We start from the raw sequence: 21,921 nt of genomic DNA, 5'->3' as shown, positions 1-21,921 counted from the left end.
ACCTCCGAAGACGCGACGCTACGGCGAACGTCCGCCCGCCCCCCAGCAGGCCCCGCCGCATTGCGGCACTCTTGCGTTTGTTCGGAAAAGGTCAGTCCTTGACCACCGAGATGTCGGGAGCGTCCACCGACTTCATGCCGACAATATGGTAGCCGCAATCCACATGCTGGATTTCGCCGGTCACGCCGCGCCCAAGATCGGACAGCAGGAACAGGGCGGCATCGCCAACTTCCTCGATGGTGACCGTGCGACGCAGCGGGGAATTGTACTCGTTCCACTTCAGAATGTAGCGGAAGTCGCCGATGCCCGAAGCGGCAAGCGTCTTGATCGGGCCGGCGGAAATCGCGTTGACGCGGATGGCGGCCTTGCCCAGGTCGACAGCGAGGTAGCGCACGCTCGCTTCAAGCGCCGCCTTGGCAACGCCCATGACGTTGTAGTGCGGCATGACCTTCTCGGCACCGTAATAGGTGAGGGTCAGCATGGAGCCGCCGTCGGTCATCAGCTTCTCGGCACGCTGCGCGACCGAGGTGAAGGAGTAGCAGGAGATCTGCATCGTGTTGCGGAAGTTGTCCGCGGAGGTGTCGACGTAGCGGCCCGTCAGTTCGTCCTTGTCGGAGAAGGCCACCGCATGGACGAGAAAGTCGATCTTTCCCCACATCTGCTCGATGCGTGCGAAGACGTCGTCGATGGTGGTCTCGTCCAGCACGTCGCAGTGGCCGACGACCTGGGCGCCCAGTTCCGTGGCCAGCGGCTCGACCCGCTTGCGCAGCGCATCGCCCTGATAGGTCAGGGCAATTTCGGCTCCCGCGTCGGCGAGCGCCTTGGCGATCCCCCAAGCGATGGACCGATTGTTCGCGACACCCATGATAAGGCCGCGCTTCCCAGCCATCAGTCCCTGCGTCATCGCCATGCTCACGTCTCCAGCAAGTCCATACATTCAGCGGTCGCCATACAGGCCGAACGCCAACCGCCCCCGCACCGCAACCGGCAGTCCGGGACGGTTCCTATGGCACAGCCCCCCAACCGCTTCAAGCCACTGGCCGCTGCCTGTCCCGCGTCGACTGCCCCGCAAAATGTGATATGCGTGACCGCCGGAATTTCCGCACTCCCCGTTTCCACCATGCCGGTCCAGCCCATGCCCGAATCAAGCCTTCTCTCCCCACTCGTCGATATCGTCGGAGCGCGCAACGCGCTGACCGATCCTGCCGACATGGCCCCCTACCTGCGCGAGTGGCGCGATCTGTACCAGGGCGAGACCCCTCTCGTGCTGCGTCCGGGTACGCGCGAGGAAGTGTCCGCGATCCTCGCCTATGCCGACCGGACAGGTCTCAAGATCGTGCCGCAGGGCGGCAATACGGGCCTCGTCGGCGGGCAAATTCCCAATGATTCCGCTAGGGAAATCGTGCTCAGCCTGGGCCGCCTCAATCGCATTCGAGAGGTCGACGCGCAGGGCTACACGATGACCGTGGAGGCCGGCTGCACCCTGCAGGCGATCCATGATGCAGCTGACGAGGTGGAGCGCCTCTTCCCCCTGACGCTCGGCTCTCAGGGGTCGTGCCAGATCGGCGGCAACATCGCCACCAATGCCGGCGGCACCGCCGTGCTGGCCTACGGCAACACCCGCGATCTCGTTCTCGGACTGGAAGTCGTGCTGCCCGACGGGCGTGTTGTGGAAGGCCTCAGAGGTCTTCGCAAGGACAATACCGGTTACGATCTGAAACAATTATTTATCGGTTCGGAGGGCACTCTGGGCATCATCACGGCGGCCGTCCTGAAGCTTTATCCACGCCCGCGGGCACAGGATGTCGCTTTCATCGGGCTGGCGTCACCGGGAGACGCCCTGGAGCTGTTCACCCGCGCCCGTGCACGCGCCGGCGCCATGCTGACCGGATTCGAGCTGATGCCTCGCGTCGGCCTGGAATTCTCGGTCCGCCATCTTGCCGGGGCCCGCGATCCGCTGCAGGGGCCCTGCCCCTGGTATGTCCTCATGGAGCTGTCCTCCGGAACGGAAGGCGAGGAGGGGGAAAATCCGACGCGCACCTTGATGGAGACCATCCTGGGCGAGGCCTACGAGGCCGGCCTGGTCGAGGACGCGGCCCTTGCCGAATCGGTCGCGCAGGCGGCTGCCTTCTGGCACTTGCGGCACGGCATGTCCGAGGTGCAGCGCGAGGAAGGCGGCTCGATCAAGCATGACGTCTCCGTGCCGGTCGCCAGCGTTCCCGCCTTCCTCTCGGAGGCGATCGCCGCCGTCGAGGCCATGGTGCCGGACTGCCGGCCCGTGCCTTTCGGCCACATGGGCGACGGCAACATCCACTTCAACGTCAGCCAGCCGGTGGGCGCCGACAAGGCAGCCTTCCTCGCACGCTGGGACGAGATGAACGAGCTCGTTCATGGCATCGTGCTGAAGTTCGGCGGATCGATTTCGGCCGAACACGGCATCGGCCGGCTGAAGCGCGATCTCCTCGGCGAAGTCAAAAGCCCGGTGGAGATGGACCTGATGCGGCGCATCAAGGCTGCCTTCGACCCCAACAACACCCTCAATCCGGGTCGGGTTCTCTAAGCCTCAGAACAGATCGAGCTGGCCGGATGTGCGTCCGGCCGGCTTGGCCTGCCGCGTGCCGGCCCCGGCCGTGCGCTTAGGAGAGGCCGATTCGGCCGGCGCCTCAGCCAGTGCGACCTGCTCGGTCAGCGCCTCGTCGTCGTCCCGTGCGGAGTTGACCCGCTGGGATACGGGCACAGCCTCGAAAAAGCTCTCCGGGGCAGGCCGCAGCAGCGCGAGCGCCTCCTTGACCGACGTGCCGCCGACATCGAGCCAGGTATCGAAATCCTCCGGCGCGATCACCGCCGGCATGCGGTGATGGATCGGAGCGAGTGCTGCATTGGCCGGAACGGTGAGCAGTGCGCCCGTCTCGATCTCCCCGCCGTCGGGATCGCACCATTCCTCCCACAGTCCGGCGAGCGCGACCAACTTGCCGTCTCGCGGCCTGATGTACCAGGGCTGCCTGGAGCCGTCGTCGGGACGATGCCATTCGTAATAGCCGCTGGCGGGAACGAGGCAGCGCCGATGGCGGATCGCGCCCCTGAAGGACGGCTTTTCGGCCACCGTCTCGGCTCTTGCATTGATCAGCAGCGAAAACGCGGAGGGATCTTTCACCCATCCCGGGACGAGTCCCCAGCGGACCAGCGCAAAGCGCCGCGCCCCATGAGCGTGACGGATGGTGGCGATAGGCTGGGTCGGCGCGATGTTGAAGCGCGGCGGCATCCCCTCGGCGCCGGGCGCGGCCCCCAGATATTCGAAGACGTTTCGCAGCTCTTCAGCGGAAGCCTTCAGGGCGAACCGTCCGCACATGAATTCCCGTCCTTCCAGGCCCGCACGCCCACCGGCGCACGGCATTGCTTGTTATCGTACTCGCGTAATTAGGCAAATTGAAACCCGACACAATTAAGACTGCGAGGAATGGATCGTCAAAGGACGTCAAATGACCGTCGCGCTACCGACATTGGGAGAAGGGCATCTTTCGGCCGACAGGCTGGCTGCGGCGAATATCAATCCCCGCACCGGGCTGGCGACCGACTACCTCAATCATTTCAATGAGGTGGTCATGCTGCTCGAAATGCTCCCAGACATGCCGGATTGCGCGGAAGACGTTCTGGACTGGCAGCCGCTCAGCTACGAACAGCATTTCGAGGCGTCGAACTTCGCCGAGAAGCATCTTGCCGTCGAGGCCTTCCAGGCCGCCCCGCCAGCCGTGCGCAAGGCCCTGAAGGACGTCGTGGCAACGCTCGACACCGCCGTTTGCGAAAAGCAGGGGCGCCTGCGCGAGACCGGCGACATTACCGCCGTCGCGCCGATCGTCGCCCTGCAGACGGTGGAAGAGATCAAGCCGCTGATCGCCACCGCCAGCGCCATCATCCACGGTCATCTCGATCCCGCGAGCGTCGCGGAGACCGACTCCCAAGCCTCCATCGACGCGCTGTTCGCGTAGGCGAACCCGCCGCTTATCGGCCTTGCCGGAACGATGCGCCGTGGCATGCTGCGGCCATGAGCGATTCGAACCATCCCCGTCTCGGCGTCAGTGTTTTCCTTCGGCACGAAGACAAGGTCCTGCTGGTGAAGCGCGGCAAGGAGCCCTTTGCCGGATACTGGAGCCTGCCGGGGGGATCGGTGGAATTCGGAGAGCGGCTGCGCGACGGCGCCGCGCGCGAACTCTTCGAGGAAACCGGCCTGTCGGCGCAGATCGAGCCGGCCCCGGCGGAACTCGTCGAGCTGGTGCCAGAGGACCATGCCCCGGGGCGGCACTTCGTGATCGCGGTGTTCCGGGCAAGCTATCCACAAGGCACACTGCAGCCGGGCGACGACGCGGCCGACGCGGCCTTTTTCGCGCCCGGCTCATTCGCCGGGCTCACCATGACGCCGGGCACCGCCGCCCGCCTGCTGCGCCTTATCGGCGATGACCCCGCATCATGATTGCGCAACGCCAAGGCCGGCTCTGCTCCCCTTGCGGAACAACATCAGACAGCGCATCTTGCCGGCCATGAAACGACAGTTCCGCCCGCTTCGGCATCCCCTCCGCATGTTGCCGCTCGCGCTTCTGCTCGCCGTCCAGCTGCCGATTGCGGCCGCTCAGCCGGCCGCAGCACAGGAGCCTGCGCGACCGGAGGATCCGCCCTACGAGGCCGAGCTGATGCGGCTGTCGGAGATCCTGGGCGCGCTCCATTACCTCCGCCCGCTCTGCGGCTCGCCCGACGGCAGCGTCTGGCGCGACGAGATGGAGTCCCTGCTGGATGCCGAGGTGCAGGACGATGAACGCCGCCGCCGCTTCATCGAACGTTTCAACCAGGGTTATCGAGGGTTCTCCTCGGTCTACGTCAAATGCACGCCAGCAGCAGAAGCTGCACTTGCCCGCTATATCGAGGAAGGCGGCGCGCTGATCCGTAACGTCACCACCCGCTACAACCGTTGAAATCCTGAAGCGGCGTTAACCATATTCTTCGGAATTTAGCGAAGGTTTTAAGCTTTTCTTTACGATCCTGCCACGACTCACGCACAGTGAGGGCTGCACGACGCATCGACCGGACGCGTCGACACGAAATCAGGCAGCCACAATGCACGACAGCGAAAACACCGAAACCGAGTTCGATGAAGGCCCGGTCACCGATCAGGACATCCGGCGGATGGCCCTCGGCTACATCGATCATGCGTTTGCGGAGGCCGTCGCCGACGGTCTGGATTCTGCAGCTGTCGCCCATGCGGCGCTGTTCACCGCCTTCGTCGACCTGGTAACCACCTATGGCGAGGAAGCCGTCGCACAGCTTGCCGAAGGCCTGCCCGAGCGCGTTCGCCGAGGCGACTACACGCTGTTCAAGCCCATGCACTGACGGCTGAGGGCAGCTCCCGGCGCGCCCTCACAAAAGGTAGAGATGGACGAAGATCGCCAGGCCGAAGACGCATAGGGCTCCCCCGGCAACGCGATTGATCCACAAGAGCCAGGTGTCGTTCATTCTTTCGCGCAAATGCGAAACGAGCGACGCCAACAGGACCCACCAGACCAGCGCGCCTGTCAGAACGCCGAGCACCAAGGTGGCGGCGCCGATATAGTTGCCCGGATCCGGTGCCCATTCGCCGAGACTGCCGAAGATCGCCAGAAACCCGAGCACCACACCCGGATTGGTGGCGGTCATCGCGAACCCGCCGACCAGGCCGGACATAAGTCCTTGCGGTGCGTCGTCGCCGGCCTCGAAATGCGGCCGAGACATCAGGATGCGAAGGCCGAAGAGAATCACCAGCACGCCGCCGACCGACTGGATGATCCGGCTGTGCTGCTCGACGAAGTCCGACACCACGGTCACGCCGAAGGCCGCGAAGGTGGCATAGAGCCCGTCGGCGAGCATCGCGCCGAATCCGGCACACAAGCCCGGCAACAGCCCTGAGCGGAACGCGCGCTGGATAACAGCGATATTGACTGGGCCGACCGGCGCACTGGTGGCGATACCGATGCCCAGCCCGATGAAAAAGAATAACGGTTCCTGCAAAACTGCCAGATCCCTTGCCCGCGGCTCGATCCCGCAGCCTGCCTTGCGAACAATCCCTAACCAACGCCGTCGGCAAGCTCAACCGTCGAGGCGCAACACGCATGCGGCCTACAGCGTTGCCGTGCTCGCCAAGGCGTGATTCCCCCTCGCCCGCGCTTGGTATAGGGTCACCCGCGAGACCCGCCCCCGACAACAGGAACGACCGACATGCACCTTGGCCCGGCTCTCGCCGCCCTCCTGCTCACCGTGGCGCTCAACAGTTCCGCCATCGCGCAGGCTGCGACCGTGAAGACGGAACGGATCCAGGTGACGCCCACCGAAGAGCCTGCAGACGGCACCCGCATCCCCTCCGATGCGCTCGAGGTTCCCGCCGCTGCTCCGGAGCCGGGCACCGCCGCCTCGGGCGCCTATGGCGCGCAGCCTCTCCATCTTCCGGAAGTGAAATACGGCGACGCCGACCTGCCCAAGGCGGTCGCCCGCATGCGGTCCCAGCTGCTCGAGGCCGCGCATGCCGGGGATCTCGACCGCTTCCGCATGGTGCTGGAGGGCAACGAGATGATGCCCACCCTCTCCTTCGGCGAGACGGGCGACCCGATCGAGTTCATCAAGTCGAGTTCGGGCGACGGAGAGGGCCTGGAGGTGATGGCCATCCTGACCGAGCTGCTGGAGACGGGCTATGTCCATGTCGATCAGGGCACGGCGCAGGAAATGTACATCTGGCCGTATTTCTCCCGCATCCCCCTCGCCCGGCTGACCAACGAGCAGAAGGTGGAGATGTACCGCGTCGTCACGTCCGGCGATCTTGCCGACATGGAGGCAACCGGCGCCTGGACCTTCTATCGCGTCGGCATCGGCCCGGACGGGACGCTGCACTATTTCGTCGCGGGCGACTGACGCTCGCGGGGCGAGACCCAGGACGAAACGAAAAGGCGGCGGAGGATGACCTCCGCCGCCTTTTCTCATTTCAGGCCCTCAGCGCTTTACTGGCGCGTCATCACCACGAAGTCGGTGCCGAGCCCCGAATGCAGGCTGAACGGACGGTCGGTGACCATCAGCGAGGAACCGAGGGCGAGGTTCCCCTCCACGAAGGCGCGGGCCTCGTCGGTCCACTCGATGCGGTCGAGCACGCTTTCCGGCGAGCGGTTTTCCGCCTCGTCCGCGACAACGGTCATCCAGCGCGGTTCGGCGCCGGGCGCAACGCCGGCAATGGCAGTGAACAGATGGGTGCCGAGCGGCTGGTCCGGGTCCTTCAGCACCACATTGGCCGAATAGACCTCCTTGAACTTGCGCCGCACGTAGAGCCGGCCGGTTGCCGGCCCCATCTCGCCCGCATCGGCGTAGAGCGCGCGCAGCACAAGGTCGGTCGGCTCGCCGGTGATCGGCAGTTCGGCCCCCTCCTGGAACAGGCGGATCGCCGCGCGGGTCTTGCGCCCCATCACGCCGTCGGCCGGCCCCGGATCATAGCCGAGACGGTCGAGAACCCGCTGCATGTCGCGCACACGCTCCCGCGCGGAGGTCGGCGTCACGAGAATGCGCAGCGGCTCGCTCGGCAGCTGCAGCGCCGGCTCGGTCGGGCCGATCGAACCGACGGTGCCGGCCTCGCCGTCCGTGACGGCGCCGGGCAGGCCCGGCCGCAGTTCGGCAGCCAGGCTGGCGACTTCCGTCTCTGCCAGGCGCAGGGCGGGCAGCGCCGCATGGGTGACGGCGCGCGGTTCGGCCCGCTTTCGCGTCACGACCACATGGGCGCCGCGATCCGTCATCGAGAAGAGCTGCTGGGCAAAGCCACGCGGCATCCGGATGCAGCCATGGGAGGCCGGATAGTTCGGCACCACGCCTTCATGCAGGGCGATGCCCGACCAGGTCAGGCGTTGCATATAGGGCATGGGTGCGTTGTTGTAGAGGTTCGAGAAGTGACGGCGGCGTTTCTCCAGGATGCTGAAGACGCCGGTCGGCGTGCCGTGCCCGCGCTTGCCCGACGAGATGCGGGTGGTCTCGATCAGCTGCGTGCCGCGGTAGACCTCCAGCTTCTGGTCGTCCAGCGAAACGAGGATCTGCAAGGGCATGTCGGTAGCGTCGGCCTGCGCCGCTGCACCCGCGCCTGCAATCGGGGTCATCGGAGCCGCATCGCGGGCGATCGCGGTGCCGCCCGCCATCGCCATCGTTCCGGCGGCGATCAACAATGCGGCAAGGGTGGACGAGAACCGGCCGACGCCGGGAAAGGTCTCGCGGGGAATCTCGATCATTCGAACAACCTTCGCAGTCTCACGGATGCGGCTTAGGCAAAAGGTAGCGCAAAGCCGTAAACCCCTCGTTATTTGCCGCAGATCCTGCCTCGAAACCCGCTCAACTTGCCGTGATTGCTGTCACAGCCCGGCGCTTGTTGCGCCTGTGTGCCCGATTCGCGCTTGTCCACACCAAACAGCGCTCCTTCATGAAAATAACCTTGCCCTTGCGGGGCGTTTCCCAATTGCGACTCAGATCGCGATTCGGAATCGTTTAACCAAGACGGCCATCTCCGGCCGGACACCCAAAAGACAAGACGAGAGATCGCGCCGCCCCTGTAGGGGCTGGCAAAGGAGATTGCCGTGTTCAAGAGCCAGAATAGCCAGAACCGCACCAACGCACCGCGCTTCACCGACATCAACGATATCTGCATGTCGGATTGCCCGGTGGAGGTGGATGCGCTGCCGGCAGTCAACAAGTTGCTCCATCACCACGCCTGCTTCCGCAACATGAGCGAGACGTTCGAGGCGGGGATCTTCGACATCATCGAGATGAACTTCGTGGAGTGCAATCCGGCCCAGGAGCGCGCCTTGCGAGAGCTGGTGCACCTGCTGTCGCGGCGGATCCTCGACATTTTCGAGGCATCGCTCCTGATGAAGCAGCTGGCGCTCGAGGACGGCACGGCGACGCTCTCCAGCGGCCAGATCGCCGCCTTCATCGAGACCGCCCGCGAAGAAGCGCAGATCCAGTGCCTCGACATCAACGAGCTGCGCCCGGCCTCCGAGGAATTCGCCTATGCCGCCGTGCTGAAGACGGTGTTCGACGAGCTGCGCGCCTATCTCGGCCTGCCGACGCTGGATCTCGAATTCCTGATCGCAGACATCAAGGCCTGCCTCGATCTCGTCGTCCAGCGGCACGTCTGGCGGCGCATCCGCATCGAGACCGAGACCCACCGCCGGGTCGGCGAGCAGATCGAATCCCTGATGGCTCTCGCCAGCGATGCCGGCCACAACCGCATCCCGCGGCTCTTCACCATTCGGCCGATCCCGGCGAGTGCACGGATCGCTTCGATCTCCGCCGCTTTCGGCAACGGTCGCGGCTCCCTGCCGAGCCCTGCCTGATCCTGCTCTTTCTTCCGCCAGGCCTTTTCGACTGAAAAACCCCGCTCGGAACCGCGCGGGGTTTTCCATTGGAACTGTCCGGAAGGGATGTCCGGCGCGCCGACGATCTCGTCGATTTCAGGCGGACAGCGACCGTAGAGAAGCGGACACGGGCGACGATGCGGCTGCGATGGCGTGCATATCGAGCCTGCCCGGCGTCAGTTCGTAGAGCATGTCCTGCTCGACCGCCCGCCAGCGTGCGCACGGCCCCTCCAGCGGCTCGGACGCGAAGGCACGCCCGCCATGATCGAGGCAGTCCGACAGATAGAGCGTGGGCGCCTGACGGTCGTCGGCAAACCGGAACGCAAAAATCCGCGTCCCGTCGCTGAAGGCGCAGGTCAGGCGGATCGGCTGGCCGGCCGTGCCACGCCGCTCGGCAATGGCAAGCAGCTGGTCCAGCGTCTTGCGCAGCGCCGCCGGCGCATCCACGTCCAGACCGTTGGACAGCATCATCAGGAAGAAGAGTTCGGAATCGGTCGTGCCCCGGCGCAGCGCGTAATAGTCGTCGCCGATCAGCGCTTCCATGTCCCGCCGCAAATGTCCGAAATTGCCGATGCCGCCATTGTGCATGAACGCCCAGCGCCCATGGGTGAACGGATGGCAGTTCTCGCGCGACGAGGCACCGGTGGTCGCGGCGCGCACATGCGCCAGGAACAGGCCCGAGCGCACCAGCCGGCAGATGCTGGGCAGATTGGTGTCCGCCCATGCTGGCAACACGTCCTTGAACAGGCCCGGCTCCGGAAGGTGGCCGTACCAGGCGATCCCGAAACCATCGCCATTGACGCGCAGCTTCGCCTCCTGGGCGTCCTGGCTCTGCACCAGCAGCGAGTGGCGCGGCCGGGCGATGATATTTTCCAGCGGAATTTCAGTACCGATATAGGCAGCCAGGCGGCACATGGCGGCAAACCCCAGAAACTGCCGGAAATGCCGGCAACAGGGCCCGATAGCGGGAGATGGGTGATCGCGGACCTGAAACGGATCCTAGCGCGAAGAGGGTAACAAACCGTGTCGAATTTTCGGCAGGACACCCGACGTTCCGCGCTTTTGCGCAGGTTTCGCGCAACGGCGAAGGCGGAGCGGCTCCCCTTGTTGGGCGCAGCGTTCCGGCCTATGTCGCGAGAAATGGATTGCGGCCGACGTGAGTCGGCTTGCACCATCGGCATTCACCGCGAGGAAATCCGAGGAGCGGCGACGCGATGAGTGAAGAGACACCCAACGAGCCCGCAGCAATGGGCGATGGCAACGGGATCCTCGTTCCCCTGCCCTCGCGGGCGGTCCTGCGCGTCGCCGGGGCGGATGCGCACGGCTTCCTGCAGAACCTTCTGACCTGCGACATGGACGATGTCGACGCGGATGGCGCCGGTTACGGCGCCCTGCTGACGCCCCAGGGCAAGATCCTGTTCGACTTCCTTGTGGTCGCGGCCGAGGCCGGCTACCTGCTTGATACGCAGCGGGAGACGGCGGCGGACTTTGCCCGCCGGCTCGGCTTTTACAAGCTGCGCTCCAAGGTCGAGATCGCCGACGTGAGCGAGACCTGCAAGGTCGCGGCCTCCTTCGGGCAAAAACCCGAGGCCGATGGCTGCATCGCGGTTGCCGACCCGCGCCTTGCCGGGTTCGGCTGGCGCGTGTTCGGCCCGCCCGCCGTCATCGACGTGCTTGCCACCGGCGAGACCGAGACAACCTATCACGCGCGCCGCGTCGCAGCCGGCGTACCGGAAGCGCCCTTCGACTTCGCGCTGGGCGATGCGTTCCCCCATGACGCGGACATGGACGATCTCAACGGCGTTGCCTTCGACAAGGGCTGTTTCATCGGCCAGGAAGTGGTGAGCCGGATGCGCCACCGGGGCACCGCGCGCCGCCGCATCATCAAGGTCGCCGGAGAACGCGATCTGCCCGCCTCCGGAACGGAGATCCTTGCCGGAGACAAGCCCGCCGGGACGCTCGGGACCATCGATGGCAGCGCGGGCCTTGCTCTGGTCAGGCTCGACAGGATCGCCCAGGCACGCGCGCGCGGCGAGCCGGTGACGGCAGGCGGCGTGCCGCTGGAGCCGGCATTGCCGGATTTCGCCCGCTTCACCTGGCCGGAGACTGCCGCAGCTGCGGAGACCACCGAATGACGGCGCCCCGTTCGTGAGCCGCCCTGCCGGAAAGAAAGCGGAGCCGATGCGCGCCTGGCAGCGGATGCTGTCCGGCCGCCGACTCGACCTGCTCGACCCTTCGCCGCTCGATGTCGAGATCGAGGACATCGCCCATGGCCTTGCGCGCGTGGCGCGCTGGAACGGCCAGACCATTGGCGACAACGCGTTCTCCGTCGCCGAGCATTCGCTTCTGGTGGAGCGGCTTGCACTGCAGATGGAGCCGGGCCTTTCGCCCGACAGCTGCCTGACCATCCTGCTGCACGATGCGCCAGAATACGTCATCGGCGACATGATCTCGCCGTTCAAGGCGGTAATGGGCGGCAGCTACAAGGAGATCGAGGCCCGGTTGCAGGCGGCGATTCACCTGCGCTTCGCCCTGCCTGCAACGACGCCGACGATCCTGCGCAAGCTGACCAAGAAGGCCGACCATGTCGCCGCCTATTTCGAAGCAGTGGAGCTTGCCGGCTTCAGCGACGAGGAAGCCTGCCGCCTGTTCGGCGAGCCGACCGGGTTCCCGAAACGACGAGGGCAGCCGCCGCGCCTGGGGCTGCGGGCCTTGCCGGTCGCGCAGGCACAGAAACATTTCCTCGACCGCTTTTCCGAACTCGAGCGTGTTCGCGCATCGGCAAGCCGGTGACATGGGCGGCTGCAGGCCCTAAATAATTCAGGTGGACGCCGCGGCATCGGATGCGGTGTCGGTGCAGGTCAGGAAGACACAGGGAACGCCATGATAACCGTCTGTTCGCTCGCCCGTTTGCAGGAAACAGTGGAGCGGACTGGCGCGCGCAGAATGATCACCCTGATCAACGCAGGCACGCGGGTCGACCGGCCCGCAAGCATCGCTGCCGACGACCATCTTTTCCTCGCCTTCAACGACATCACCGCTCCCGCCGAGGGACTGACCCCTCCCGGGGAAGCGCATGTGCGCAAGCTGCTAGACTTCGTCGGCGACTGGAACCGCTCAACCCCGTTGGTGATTCACTGTTTCGCCGGCATCAGCCGTTCCACCGCCGCAGCCTTCATTGCGACCTGCGCGCTTGCTCCCAAGGCGAACGAGATGGCGCTGGCCGGCGCGCTGCGGCGCGCTTCGCCGTCAGCGACGCCCAATGCCCGGCTGGTAGCACTTGCCGACGCGCTGCTGGAGCGCGAAGGCCGGATGGTCGAGGCGGTCCGCTCCATCGGCCGCGGCGCGGATGCCTTCGAAGGTACCCCGTTTACCCTGCCGGTCGCACCGAGCGATTCGCGAGCGGGTCCGGGGCGCGCATGATCGAGATCGGTCTCAACGCCGTCATCGTTTCCGTCGCCGCACCGCAGCCGCAGGTTCTCACCATCGCGGCCCCTCCGAACACCAGCGTTCCCTCGCTGCCCTTCGGCCCGTTCGATCCGACCCGCCACCGGACATTCGAGATCGGCCTGCGCGAATGGGTGGAGGAACAGACCGCGCTGAAACTCGGCTATGTGGAGCAGCTCTACACGTTCGGCGATCGCGGGCGACACCACATCCATTCCGACGCCGGGCCCCATGTGGTCTCGGTCGGCTATCTCGCCCTTGCCCGCCAGACACCAAAGTCGGACGAGGCCCTCACCCAGCAGAATGCGCAGTGGCGTTCCTGGTACTCGTTCTTCCCCTGGGAGGACTGGCGCGACGGCATGCCGCCGATGGTCGAACGCGAGATCCTGCCCGCGCTGAAGCGCTGGGCGGAGGCACCTGTTCCCGAACACAGCCCGCCGCGCGGCAACACGCGGGAGGACCGCGTCCATCAGGCCTTCTCGGTCACCGACGGAATGTGGAACGAGGAGCGCGTCCTCGACCGCTACGAGATGCTCTACGAGGCAGGGCTGCTGCACGAGGCGCAGCGCGACGGACGGCCGGCTGCGCAGGAGCGCGCGGGCCAGCCTCTTCTTGGCCAGCCGATGCTCCACGACCATCGCAGGATCCTGGCGACCGCCATCTCGCGCCTGCGGACCAAGCTGAAATACCGCCCCTTGATCTTCGAGCTGATGCCGCATGCCTTCACGCTGACGGACCTTCAGCGCTGCGTCGAGGCGATCTCCGGCCGGCACATCCACAAGCAGAACTTCCGCCGGCTCGTCGAAAAGGGCGATTTGGTGGAACCCACCGGCGAGACCTCGACCCAGACGGGAGGACGCCCGGCCGCACTGTTCCGCTTCCGCCACGAGGTGCTGAAGGAACGTCCCGCCCTCGGGCTGCGGGTCGGCGGTCGCTAGCCTATACCGCTTTCCGGACATAGGTTCCGGTTGCTGCCTCGGCCTCTTCGAGCAGGTCCCAGAGCTGGGCCACCTTCTCCGGTCCCATGGCCCGGCGCATCGCCCCTTCCGCCCGGCGCCAGCCAGCAACCGCCAACTCAAATTCCGCCCTTCCGGCCACGGTCACCGCGAACCGTCGCTCGCGGCGGTCGGTTCCGGGCGCTCCGGCCACAAGGCCCGACGCATCGAGACGCTCGAGTGCGCGTGTCAGTGTGCTCCTGTCCGCTCCCACAACCTCGGTCAGTTCGGATGCGGTCATCGCGTCCGCCTCCGCAAGTGCTGCAAGAACGGCAAATTGCTGAGGCGTAAGACCACTGCCGCTGTCGGCAATGGCCCGCTCGTAAAGCCGTGTGACGACACGGCCGGCCCGATGGATGCGGTGACAGGAGCACAGGAGGTTCGATGCCATGCCCCAGCGTATCACAGCGGCATATGCGTGCATAGGCACGCAACATCCACGACAAGACGATCTGCAAACATTTCCTCGTCTTGCCACGCCCACTTGCACCGCGTCGCATCACATGATTAGGTGCATATGCACGCTTAAGGGAGACGGCAGTAGATGAACATCGAGACGCGCACTTTCGGCCTTGCCGACCCGGCAGAAGCGGCAAAACTGACGGGCATCGGCCAGTTGGAGGCGATGATCGCCGGCCGTTTTCCGGCCCCGCCAATCTGCCGGACGATGAACTTCATCCTGACCGACGCGAACGCCGAGGGCTTTGCGCGCTTCGAGGGCGAGCCCTCCTTCGATCACTACAACCCGCTCGGCACCGTTCATGGCGGCTGGATCGCCACCATCCTGGACTCGGCTCTCGGCTGCGCGGTTCACGCGACCCTTGGCATGGGCGAGGGATACACGACCGTCGAGTTCAAGGTGAACAACGTCCGGCCGGCCTTCGAGACCAGCGGCCTGCTGACCTGCGAGGGGCGCGTCCTGCATCGGGGCCGGCGCATGGCGACCTCCGAGGCCCGGCTTGTCGACAGCGCGGGCAAGCTCATCGCCCATGGCGTCGAAACCTGCATGATCTTCCCCGCAGGCGAGGCCCGCTGACCGCAAGCCGCTTGCACTGACGGCGTGCGGGCGTATTGATCCGCCCATGTCGAGCCAGTACCCGCCTCAGATCCGGCCCCTGCCCGAGCGCATCTACGCCCCCGAGCGCGAGCCGTTCCTTGTCGTGCTGCATTGCGACGACGACATCCTCGTCGTCGACAAGCCAAGCGGGCTCCTCACCGTTCCGGGGAAGGATCCCGCGCTTGCCGACTGCGTCGCAGCGCGGGCGCTCTCGCTCTACCCGCAATCGCGCATCGTCCATCGGCTCGACATGGACACGTCCGGCGTACTGGTGCTGGCGATGAACCCTGCGGCGCACCGCCATCTCGGCCTGCAGTTCGAGCGGCGCCATGTCGCCAAGACCTATCTTGCCCGCGTTGCCGGCAGCCCGTCCCAGGACGGCGGCACGATCGACCTGCCGCTGCGCTGCGACTGGCCGAACCGCCCCCGGCAGATGGTCGACCCTGAAGAGGGGCGCAGCGCGCTCACCCACTGGCGCGTTGTTGAGCGCGAGCGGCACGCGACACGGGTGCAGCTCGAACCGCTGACAGGTCGCTCGCACCAGCTGCGGGTGCATCTGCTGGCCATCGGCCACCCGATCCTCGGCGACCCGCTCTATGGCGACAGCGAGTCGCGCCAGGCGGCATCCCGGCTGCAACTGCATGCGCAGAGCCTGACATTGCACCATCCCAACGGCGGCGAGCGCATGACTTTCTCGGCTCCCTGCCCGTTCTGAAAAGTCCTGTCCGGCAAACAATTTCCCCCGATCCGGCAACACTGTCATTAACCAAGAACAGTGCCCCTCCCCTCCGCCTTTCGAAAGATTTCCGCGGTGTTTTGACCGCATTAACTCTCTCTCAAGGTTAAACGGCGACGATCAATTCAATCGATCTCGCCGTAGGCCCGTGTGGTCCGGCGCCCCAGACACGCTAGCCGCATGGACCGGAGTTGCCGCGTATGACTGGCACGGTGCAGACCTTCGACCCCCGCCAAGCCCCGCGGTGGCTTCGTACACGCAGCACCGGCACGCCGGGCCGCTACCGGCGCCAGCCGGCGGCGAAGCGCTCGAAATGGCGGCTCGCAGCCCTTGCACCGGCGATCTATCTCGCCTGGTCGGGCGGCATCGGTCAGCAGGACATCACGGCCCTTATCGAGGCAAGCCGGGGCAGCGCGCCGCGCTGGATGTCGGCCATCGAGGCCGCACCGCATTCCAGCAGTGTGACGCCGAGCTTGGTGCTCGCCGATGCCTCCCAGGGGCGCCAGCAGGATGCGCCGGATTACGCGATCACCAATGCCGCTCCGGGCACCGATGCCGCCGTCATTCGCGGCCTCGAGAACTTCGCCAAGGAAAGCGCGCCGAAGGCCCCGCCCGCTCAGACGCCGGTCAATCGCAAAGCCAAGGGCGACCGCTATGTCTCGCTTGCCCCGGACCGCCAGATGACCGGCGTCGCCGCCGGCTCGGTCTATGCGATGAGCAGCATGATCGGCAGCAAGACCCCTTCGGACATGCCGCGCGTCGCCTTCGTGCGTCCCAACCTGCCGGCCGGACTGTCCGGCACCGCTCTGGCCGCTGCCGGTGGCAAGACCGAGGGCGAGGCGCTCGATCTCGTCCGGCTGGCGATGGCCCGCAACGTCGCCGCCACCAGCGTCTCCTATGCCAGCGCCTATGCGCCCCAGGGCATGGACAATGTCAGGGCGCCGTTCGAAGCGCTGCTGGGCGGCTCCGGCCTGCCCCAAGCGGCGGAGGACGAGGCCTCGCTCGAGACCAACGCCAAGAGCGATCCGTTCTGGTGGGCGAACCGCGCCCTTCCCGCCAGCGTCATCACCTCCAAGGAGCAGCGCTGCCTTGCCGAGGCGGTCTATTTCGAGGCCCGCGGCGAGCCGCTCGAGGGGCAGGTCGCCGTTGCCCAGGTGGTGCTGAACCGGGTGCGGAACCCGGCCTATCCGGAGACGATCTGCAAGGTCGTCTACCAGAACCGGCACCTGCGCAACCGCTGCCAGTTCTCGTTTGCCTGCGACGGCATTCGCGACAATATCGGCGAGAAGCCGCAATGGGAGCTGGCGCAGAAAGTGGCTCGCGAGACCGTTTCGGGCCAGCGTTATCTGGAAAAGGTCGGCGCCTCGACCCACTACCATGCGACCTATGTGAGCCCCCGCTGGGCCCGCTACATGAAGCGGCTGGACCGGATCGGCCAGCACATCTTCTACCGGACCAAGGGCGGTGGCTGGAGCTGAGGCAAGCCGCTCCCCGTCTCCCGTTTTCCCCAGTATCCATATCCGCAAGGCCGCCACGGGTTCGTTGGCGGCCTTGCCTTTAACATTTGCCCCTTAAGCCCTCCCGGCGAGGCCAGTTGCGGCCCATTGGCGACAATTCGTTTTAATTGCTGCATTTCCGGGAGAGGACGATTTCATGTTTTTCGTGGATGCATCTGCACGGCTGGCCCCACGCCTGACTGCAGTCATACCGTCATCCTTTTCAGGCATGCTCCGCAAATATCTGACCGAATCGGCCCACCCTCCGGCGCAGGCGGCATCCAGGGAACGTCTCCTTGCGTGTGCACTCCCCTCCCCGCAACGCGATGCGCCCCAGGAAGATCAAGCCGAATCTCATCCGGAAGAGCGAGCAGAGGCATCGGGAATGAGCGAAACCTCCCATCGGATCGCCGCCGCCTGGCAGAGCGCACAGAGCCTGCCGCTGTTCATGACGCAAGCGGAAGCTGCGCTCGACTATGCGTTCCAGCCGATCGTCGACATCGATTCCGGCGAGGTCTACGGCTACGAGGCGCTGCTGCGGCAGGTGGAGAAGCTCGGCTTTCGCGCCCCGCGCGACGTCTTCGACCACGCCCATGGCATCGGCTGCCTTGCCGAGCTCGAAACCCTGCTGCGCCGCAAGGCCATCGCCAAATTCTCGCGCATGAAGGCTGCCGAGAAGACCAAGCTGTTTCTCAACATCGATGCCCGGAACCTCGCTGCAACCGAGGACATGCTGGACAGCACCGTCGCCGCGGTGACCGCGCACGGCCTGTCGCCCTGGAACATCTGCCTCGAAATCCCGGAAATCCACGAGCGCCTTGCCCAGGACGATCTGCGCGACCTTGTCAGCCGGGCACGTGATCGCGGCTTCGGCATCGCGCTCGACGATTTCGGCCAGGGCTATTCACAGCTGCGCGTGCTCTACCAGTACGAGCCCGGCATCCTGAAGATCGATCGCTTCTTCATCACCGCGCTGCAGAACGACGCGCGCAAGCGCCTGTTCGTGTCGAGCGTCGTGGAACTGGCGCATGTGCTGGGCATCCGGGTGGTCGCCGAAGGTGTCGAAACCCCGTCCGAGCTGCGGGCCTGCCGGGACGTCGGCTGCGATCTGGTCCAGGGCTATGTGGTCGCCCGCCCCTTCACGGATCTTGGAGAGGCACGGCCGAGCTACCCGGTGCCGACCGACCGTCCGCTGCGCTCCGACATGCGCAAGGTCGCCGAGCGCGACTTCCTGGAGCGCGAGATGGTCAAGCTCGCCGCCATCAGCGAGACGGGCAGCATCGCCCACGCGCTCGAGATCTTCCAGGCCAATCCGCACCAGAGCGTCCTGCCCGTGCTCAACGCCGCCGGCGAGCCGCGCGGCCTGATCCGCGAGGCGGACCTGAAGAGCTTCCTCTATCTCTCCTTCGGGCGGGATCTGCTGCTCAATCCGACGCTCGACAATCACCTGCAGCGCTTCGTGCGGCCCTGTGCGGTCGCCGACATCAACGCTCCGCTCGACCGGCTCGTCGATCTCGGCACGGAGGACTTCTCCGACGGGCTCCTGGTGACGCGGGCGGGTCGCTATGTCGGCTGCCTGCTGGCCGGATCGCTGCTCAAGATTTCCAACGAGGTCCGCCTGCAGATCGCCCAGGACCAGAACCCGCTGACCAAGCTGCCAGGCAACTCGGCCATCGCCGACCATGTGACGCGGGCCTGTGCCGAACCTTCGCGCGACCGGGCCTTCTGCTACATCGACTTCGACAATTTCAAGCCGTTCAACGATGCCTACGGTTTCCGTATCGGCGACCGGGCGCTGATCCTGTTCGCCGAGCTGATGAAGCGCCGGCTCGACACCTTGCGCGCCTTTGTCGGACATATCGGCGGCGACGACTATTTCGTCGGCCTGGAAGAATGGACGCCCGACCGGGCCGGCCGGCTGATGGCCGAGCTTCGCGAGGAATTCGCCCGCAATGTGGAGAGCCTCTACAGCCCGGAGCACCGGCGCCAGGGCTATATCCTTGCCGAGGATCGCAAGGGGCGCGTCCAGACCTACCCGCTGCTGTCCTGCTCCATCGCCATCCTGCACATCCCGACCGGTCTTTCGATCGAGAACCTCGACCTCTTGAGCAACCACATCGCCCGTCTCAAGCAGCGCGCGAAGGCGGAGCCGGGCGGTGTCGCGGTCGCCACCTTCGGGGCCGACAGCGAGGACCGCAGCGCGGTGGAAGCGCTGCACAAGACGGCGGAGCGGCTCCGGGAAGCGCTTTAGGCTATCCGGAGCGCTGCTGCGTCAGCCGATCTCGATATCGAGGCCGAGATCCAGCACCGGCGCCGAATGGGTGATCCAGCCGACGGAAATCAGGTCGACGCCCGTTTCCGCAATGGCCGCAACGGTCTCGAGGCTGACGCCGCCCGAGGCCTCCAGCACGACCTGCCCTCCGGCGATCGCAACGGCCTCGCGCAGGCGGTCCGGCTGCATGTTGTCGAGCATGATCACGTCCGGCTTGGCCTCCAGCGCCTCGCGCAGCTGGTCCAGCGTATCGACCTCCACCTCGATGCGCACGAGATGGCCGGCAAAGCGACGCGATGCCTCGATGGCCTGTCGCACCCCGCCGGCAACCGCGATGTGGTTGTCCTTGATCAGGATCGCGTCATCCAGGCCGAAGCGGTGGTTGGCACCACCGCCGCAGCGCACCGCGTATTTCTCGAAAGCCCTCAGGCCCGGCGTCGTCTTGCGGGTGCAGACGATGCGGGCCTTCGTGTGGACGACAAGATCGGCGAAGGCAGCCGTCGCCGTTGCCACGCCCGACAGATGGCCGAGATAGTTCAGCGCCACCCGTTCGGCCGACAGCATGCCGCGTGCCGGTCCCGACACGCGCATCACGAGATCGCCCGGCTCCAGCCGGTCGCCGTCGCGCGCCAGGATCTCGACATCGATGGCCGGATCGCTCAGGCGGAAGGCAGCTGCGGCCAGATCGACACCGGACAGGCGTCCGGGGCGGCGGGCCGCGATCACCGCGCGCGCGCCGATCTCCGGCGACAGCGTCGCCTGGGCGGTGATGTCGCCCGCCCGGCCCCAGTCCTCCAGCAGCGCCGCGCGCACTGCGTCCTCTACCATCAGAGCAGGGAGAACCGGCAGGTTGGTTCCAGCACTGGTCATCATGCGTCTCCGACGGCCGGCAGGGCCTCGACGGCCCGGCGGCCGATGTCGCTGTCCACCGCCTCTCGCACCACGCCGGCAATGTCCTTCGCCGTCAGATAGGTGCGGCGGGCGAAGGCGGGATCCTCCTGCGGATAATCGGCGCGCGAATGCCCGCCGCGGCTTTCGCGGCGCAAAAGCGCGGCCGCTGCAACCGCCTTGCCCGCAGTCATCATGTTGCGGATCGAGCGACGCTTGCAGCGCGCCTCCAGCGCGTCGATCACGGCAAGCGCACCCGTCAGGCCCTCGGCCGTGCGCACCACACCCACACCGTCCGCCATGGTCCGGCGCAGCAGGCTGATCGCCTCGCGCTCCACCTCGTTGCGGCGGCTCGGCTCCTGAATGTGATCGTCGATGCCCGGCCAGTGCGCCGTGCGCGGATTGGGCATCTGGTTCTGGATGTCCTCGGCAACACGCGCGGCAAAGACCACCGTTTCCAACAGCGAGTTGGAGGCAAGCCGATTGGCACCATGGGCACCGGTCGAGGCGACCTCGCCGGCCGCCCAGAGATTGTCGAGAGAGGTGCGACCGTTGGCGTCGGTCAGCACGCCGCCCATGTGGTAGTGCTCGGCCGGCGCCACCGGGATGGGCTGGCGCACCGGATCGATGCCGGCCTCCATGCAGGCGGCATAGACGGTCGGGAAGCGCTCGGGAAAGCTATCGCCCAGCGCCTCGCGGCAATCGAGAAAGGCCCCGCGCCCGGCAAGATTCTCGGCAAAGACCGCCCTCGCGACGACATCGCGCGGCGCCAGTTCCTTCAGCGGATCGACCGCCTCCATGAAGCGGCGGCCATCGGCGTTGATGAGCGTTGCGCCCTCGCCGCGCAGCGCCTCGGAGGCGAGCGGCGCCGGGTCGCGGCCGACATTGAGGGCGGTGGGGTGGAACTGCACGAATTCGGTGTCGGCGACCACCGCGCCGGCATTGAGGGCCATGGCGAGGCCCTGGCCGTTGGCTTCCGGCGGGTTGGTCGTCACCGCATAGAGGTGCCCGATGCCGCCGGAGGCCAGAACAACCGCGTGGGCGGGGAAGGCAAGGCGCTCGCGGTCGCCGCGGCGGCGGGCGAGCACGCCGGTGACGATCCGGCCCTCATGCAGCAGTTCTTCGCCCAGATACCCCTCGACCACCCGGATCGACGGCGTGTTGCGCACCGCAACGACCAGCGCGTCCATGATCGCACGACCGGCCATGTCGCCGCGCACGCGCACGATACGGTTCATCGAGTGGGCCGCCTCGCGCGACAGCTGCAACCGCCCCTCCAGGTCCATGTCGAAGGGAACGCCGTAGCCGAGAAGATCGCGAACGCGCTCGCCCGCTTCCTCGGTCATCAGGCGGACGATCTTCTCCTCGCACAGCCCGCCGCCGACGGCGATGGTATCGGCTGCGTGAGCGGCTGCGCTGTCCTCGTCGGACACGGCTGCGGCAATACCGCCTTGCGCCCATGCGGAGGACGCGCCCTCGCCGATGGGAGAGGCGGAGAGAATCGTCACCGGACGCGGCGCCAGCTTGAGCGCGCAGAACAGGCCGGTCAGACCGCCGCCAAGAATGACGACATCATCGATATGGGAAGTCACGGGACGTGGCGACGTCATGAATTTCGTCCGGAAGGCCGGC

Annotated in this window: 23 protein-coding genes; 15 read left to right on the top strand and 8 right to left on the bottom strand. The window is 66.2% G+C overall.

Going from position 1 to position 21,921, the window contains the following annotated elements; translation table 11 throughout:
• Positions 1-91: 91 nt before the first annotated feature.
• Positions 92-910 carry an enoyl-ACP reductase FabI gene (gene fabI, locus H7H34_RS04575; RefSeq protein WP_120268742.1) on the bottom strand — a complete coding sequence of 273 codons (819 nt, stop codon included), beginning with the start codon at positions 908-910 and terminating at the stop codon, positions 92-94.
• 225 nt (positions 911-1,135) lie between these two features.
• On the opposite strand from fabI, the gene H7H34_RS04570 reads away from it, so the two are divergent.
• Positions 1,136-2,560 (top strand): FAD-binding oxidoreductase, encoded by a 1,425-nt coding sequence (locus H7H34_RS04570; RefSeq protein WP_120269244.1) that lies wholly within the window; start codon positions 1,136-1,138, stop codon positions 2,558-2,560.
• Positions 2,561-2,563: 3 nt separating this feature from the next.
• Here the strand turns inward: H7H34_RS04570 and H7H34_RS04565 are convergent, their stop codons facing one another.
• Entirely contained in the window at positions 2,564-3,349 is a 786-nt protein-coding gene (locus tag H7H34_RS04565) for an SOS response-associated peptidase (RefSeq protein WP_185924393.1), read from the bottom strand.
• Positions 3,350-3,479: 130 nt separating this feature from the next.
• Here H7H34_RS04565 and H7H34_RS04560 point away from each other — a divergent pair, with 130 nt between their 5' ends.
• The 4 genes from H7H34_RS04560 (at position 3,480) to H7H34_RS04545 (ending at position 5,379) form a co-directional block, all read left to right on the top strand.
• Positions 3,480-3,986: a hypothetical protein gene (locus H7H34_RS04560; RefSeq protein WP_185924392.1), complete on the top strand. Its 507-nt coding sequence runs from the start codon at positions 3,480-3,482 to the stop codon at positions 3,984-3,986.
• Between the two features lie 56 nt (positions 3,987-4,042).
• Positions 4,043-4,468 (top strand): NUDIX hydrolase, encoded by a 426-nt coding sequence (locus H7H34_RS04555; RefSeq protein WP_185924391.1) that lies wholly within the window; start codon positions 4,043-4,045, stop codon positions 4,466-4,468.
• Between the two features lie 67 nt (positions 4,469-4,535).
• On the top strand, positions 4,536-4,964 hold the full coding sequence (locus H7H34_RS04550) for a TIGR02301 family protein (RefSeq protein ID WP_120268738.1): 429 nt from the start codon (positions 4,536-4,538) through the stop codon (positions 4,962-4,964).
• A gap of 142 nt (positions 4,965-5,106) precedes the next feature.
• Complete coding sequence (locus H7H34_RS04545; protein ID WP_120268737.1) at positions 5,107-5,379, top strand: hypothetical protein; 273 nt, start codon at positions 5,107-5,109, stop codon at positions 5,377-5,379.
• Positions 5,380-5,406: 27 nt separating this feature from the next.
• Here the strand turns inward: H7H34_RS04545 and H7H34_RS04540 are convergent, their stop codons facing one another.
• The gene (locus H7H34_RS04540; RefSeq protein WP_185924390.1) at positions 5,407-6,033 is read right to left on the bottom strand and encodes a LysE family translocator; all 627 of its coding nucleotides are present in this window, start codon (positions 6,031-6,033) and stop codon (positions 5,407-5,409) included.
• Positions 6,034-6,240: 207 nt separating this feature from the next.
• Between H7H34_RS04540 and H7H34_RS04535 the strand changes: the two genes are divergently transcribed.
• Entirely contained in the window at positions 6,241-6,927 is a 687-nt protein-coding gene (locus tag H7H34_RS04535) for a hypothetical protein (RefSeq protein ID WP_208996691.1), read from the top strand.
• Positions 6,928-7,013: 86 nt separating this feature from the next.
• Here H7H34_RS04535 and H7H34_RS04530 read toward each other — a convergent pair whose 3' ends face one another.
• Positions 7,014-8,276, bottom strand: coding sequence for a L,D-transpeptidase family protein (locus H7H34_RS04530; protein WP_185924389.1), 1,263 nt, complete (start codon positions 8,274-8,276; stop codon positions 7,014-7,016).
• Between the two features lie 342 nt (positions 8,277-8,618).
• On the opposite strand from H7H34_RS04530, the gene H7H34_RS04525 reads away from it, so the two are divergent.
• Complete coding sequence (locus tag H7H34_RS04525) at positions 8,619-9,377, top strand: hypothetical protein (protein ID WP_185924388.1); 759 nt, start codon at positions 8,619-8,621, stop codon at positions 9,375-9,377.
• Positions 9,378-9,494: 117 nt separating this feature from the next.
• Here H7H34_RS04525 and H7H34_RS04520 read toward each other — a convergent pair whose 3' ends face one another.
• On the bottom strand, positions 9,495-10,313 hold the full coding sequence (locus H7H34_RS04520; protein WP_185924387.1) for a class II glutamine amidotransferase: 819 nt from the start codon (positions 10,311-10,313) through the stop codon (positions 9,495-9,497).
• Positions 10,314-10,612: 299 nt separating this feature from the next.
• Between H7H34_RS04520 and ygfZ the strand changes: the two genes are divergently transcribed.
• From ygfZ to H7H34_RS04500, 4 genes are all read left to right on the top strand, one after another.
• Complete coding sequence (ygfZ, locus tag H7H34_RS04515) at positions 10,613-11,533, top strand: CAF17-like 4Fe-4S cluster assembly/insertion protein YgfZ (RefSeq protein WP_245164975.1); 921 nt, start codon at positions 10,613-10,615, stop codon at positions 11,531-11,533.
• A gap of 46 nt (positions 11,534-11,579) precedes the next feature.
• Positions 11,580-12,191: an HD domain-containing protein gene (locus H7H34_RS04510; protein ID WP_185924386.1), complete on the top strand. Its 612-nt coding sequence runs from the start codon at positions 11,580-11,582 to the stop codon at positions 12,189-12,191.
• A gap of 90 nt (positions 12,192-12,281) precedes the next feature.
• Positions 12,282-12,821, top strand: coding sequence for a tyrosine phosphatase family protein (locus tag H7H34_RS04505; RefSeq protein WP_185924385.1), 540 nt, complete (start codon positions 12,282-12,284; stop codon positions 12,819-12,821).
• A complete protein-coding gene (locus tag H7H34_RS04500; protein ID WP_120268729.1) occupies positions 12,818-13,783 on the top strand; it encodes an NUDIX hydrolase in 966 nt (321 codons plus the stop codon). The genes H7H34_RS04505 and H7H34_RS04500 overlap by 4 nt, the downstream gene beginning before the upstream one ends.
• Before the next feature lies 1 nt (position 13,784).
• Here the strand turns inward: H7H34_RS04500 and H7H34_RS04495 are convergent, their stop codons facing one another.
• Positions 13,785-14,231 carry a MarR family winged helix-turn-helix transcriptional regulator gene (locus H7H34_RS04495; protein WP_185924384.1) on the bottom strand — a complete coding sequence of 149 codons (447 nt, stop codon included), beginning with the start codon at positions 14,229-14,231 and terminating at the stop codon, positions 13,785-13,787.
• A 153-nt stretch (positions 14,232-14,384) separates the two neighbouring features.
• Between H7H34_RS04495 and H7H34_RS04490 the strand changes: the two genes are divergently transcribed.
• From H7H34_RS04490 to H7H34_RS04475, 4 genes are all read left to right on the top strand, one after another.
• Positions 14,385-14,876: a PaaI family thioesterase gene (locus tag H7H34_RS04490; RefSeq protein ID WP_120268727.1), complete on the top strand. Its 492-nt coding sequence runs from the start codon at positions 14,385-14,387 to the stop codon at positions 14,874-14,876.
• 46 nt (positions 14,877-14,922) lie between these two features.
• Complete coding sequence (locus tag H7H34_RS04485) at positions 14,923-15,612, top strand: RluA family pseudouridine synthase (RefSeq protein WP_185924383.1); 690 nt, start codon at positions 14,923-14,925, stop codon at positions 15,610-15,612.
• A gap of 221 nt (positions 15,613-15,833) precedes the next feature.
• Positions 15,834-17,111: a cell wall hydrolase gene (locus H7H34_RS04480; RefSeq protein WP_120268725.1), complete on the top strand. Its 1,278-nt coding sequence runs from the start codon at positions 15,834-15,836 to the stop codon at positions 17,109-17,111.
• Between the two features lie 403 nt (positions 17,112-17,514).
• The gene (locus tag H7H34_RS04475; protein WP_185924382.1) at positions 17,515-19,380 is read left to right on the top strand and encodes an EAL domain-containing protein; all 1,866 of its coding nucleotides are present in this window, start codon (positions 17,515-17,517) and stop codon (positions 19,378-19,380) included.
• 21 nt (positions 19,381-19,401) lie between these two features.
• Here the strand turns inward: H7H34_RS04475 and nadC are convergent, their stop codons facing one another.
• Positions 19,402-20,271 carry a carboxylating nicotinate-nucleotide diphosphorylase gene (gene nadC / locus H7H34_RS04470; RefSeq protein WP_185924381.1) on the bottom strand — a complete coding sequence of 290 codons (870 nt, stop codon included), beginning with the start codon at positions 20,269-20,271 and terminating at the stop codon, positions 19,402-19,404.
• Positions 20,271-21,899: an L-aspartate oxidase gene (locus H7H34_RS04465; protein WP_185924380.1), complete on the bottom strand. Its 1,629-nt coding sequence runs from the start codon at positions 21,897-21,899 to the stop codon at positions 20,271-20,273. Before H7H34_RS04465 ends, nadC begins: the two co-directional genes overlap by 1 nt.
• Positions 21,900-21,921 lie beyond the last annotated feature (22 nt).

This window comes from Stappia sp. 28M-7, from assembly GCF_014252955.1.
Lineage (GTDB): Bacteria > Pseudomonadota > Alphaproteobacteria > Rhizobiales > Stappiaceae > Stappia.
This window is presented reverse-complemented; position numbering and strand designations above follow the sequence as displayed.